This is a genomic window from Stenotrophomonas sp. P5_B8, from assembly GCF_054049855.1.
Map to the genome: position 1 here is coordinate 1 of NZ_JBFULO010000729.1, position 1,083 is coordinate 1,083.

The following is a 1,083-nucleotide window of genomic DNA, read 5'->3' on the forward strand; positions in this document are numbered from 1 at the left end:
CAACGGTATTGAGGTCAGCCTGATCGGCGGCCGGCTGGACCGGCGTATCGGCGCGGCCGTCGGTGCACAGGCGCTGGAAGCGATCGCCGCGTTGCGGGTGGACGTGTGTTTCATCGGAACCTGCGCAGTGGATGCAGAAGCCGGGATCTGGGCCGTGGACGGCGAAGAGGCTGCGCTCAAGCGCGCGATGCTTGCCGCGAGCAGCCGCTGCGTGGTGGTGGCCAGTAACGAAAAACTCGGGGCACAGGCCGCGCATCGCATCGGCGGGGTCGAGCAGATCGACATCCTGGTGCTCGAAGCCGACGCACCGTCGGCCCAGGCCGAGGCGTTCGCGCGTCGCGGCGTCGATCTCCACCACGCCCGCGCAGAGTGAGCCCGCTCCCGATGTCCACGCTTGCACGTTCCACGCTCGTCGGCACACGCACCGAACAGCACGCCACCCGCGCCGCCTTCTTCCTGCCCGGTTTCGCCACCGCCGCGTGGGCGCCGCTGGTGCCCTTCGCCAAATCCCGCACCGGCCTGGATGAAGGCTCGCTTGGCCTGGTGCTGCTGTGCCTGGGCGCCGGCTCGCTGCTGTCGATGCCGCTGGCCGGCATGTTCGCCGCACGCCATGGCTGCCGCGCGGTGATGATCGCCACCCTCATCATGGTGATTGCCAGCCTGCCGCTGCTGGCCATCGCGCCCTCGCCATGGACGCTGGGTCTGGCCTTGTTCGTGTTCGGCGCCGGCGTGGGGGCCTGCGACTGCACCATGAACATCCAGGCGGTGATGGTCGAGCGGGACAGTGGGCGGCCGATGATGTCCGGCTTCCATGCCTTCTACAGCATCGGCGGCGCCGTCGGCGCGGCGGCGATGACCGCGCTGCTGGCCCTGCATCTGCCGCCGTGGCTGGTATGCCTGCTGGGGTCGGCGGTGATGGCGGCGCTGCTGGGCGTCTCGCTGCCGTTCTGGCGCAATGACAAGGCGCCGTCGGGCGCGCCGGTGTTTGCCGTGCCGCGTGGCGTGGTGCTGGGCATCGGCGTGCTGTGCTTTGTCGCCTTCCTGGCAGAAGGCGCGATGCTGGACTGGAGCGCGGTATTCCTG

Annotated in this window: 1 protein-coding gene and 1 pseudogene; both read left to right on the forward strand. The window is 69.8% G+C overall.

Translation table 11 applies throughout. The features are described 5' to 3' along the window. A pseudogene (locus tag ACXJKH_RS21045) lies at window positions 1-373 on the forward strand (DeoR family transcriptional regulator); the annotation flags it as partial. A gap of 11 nt (window positions 374-384) precedes the next feature. Further along, window positions 385-1,083, forward strand: a 699-nt coding sequence (locus tag ACXJKH_RS21050) for an MFS transporter (protein WP_457322292.1), incomplete at its 3' end; no start/stop codon positions are given.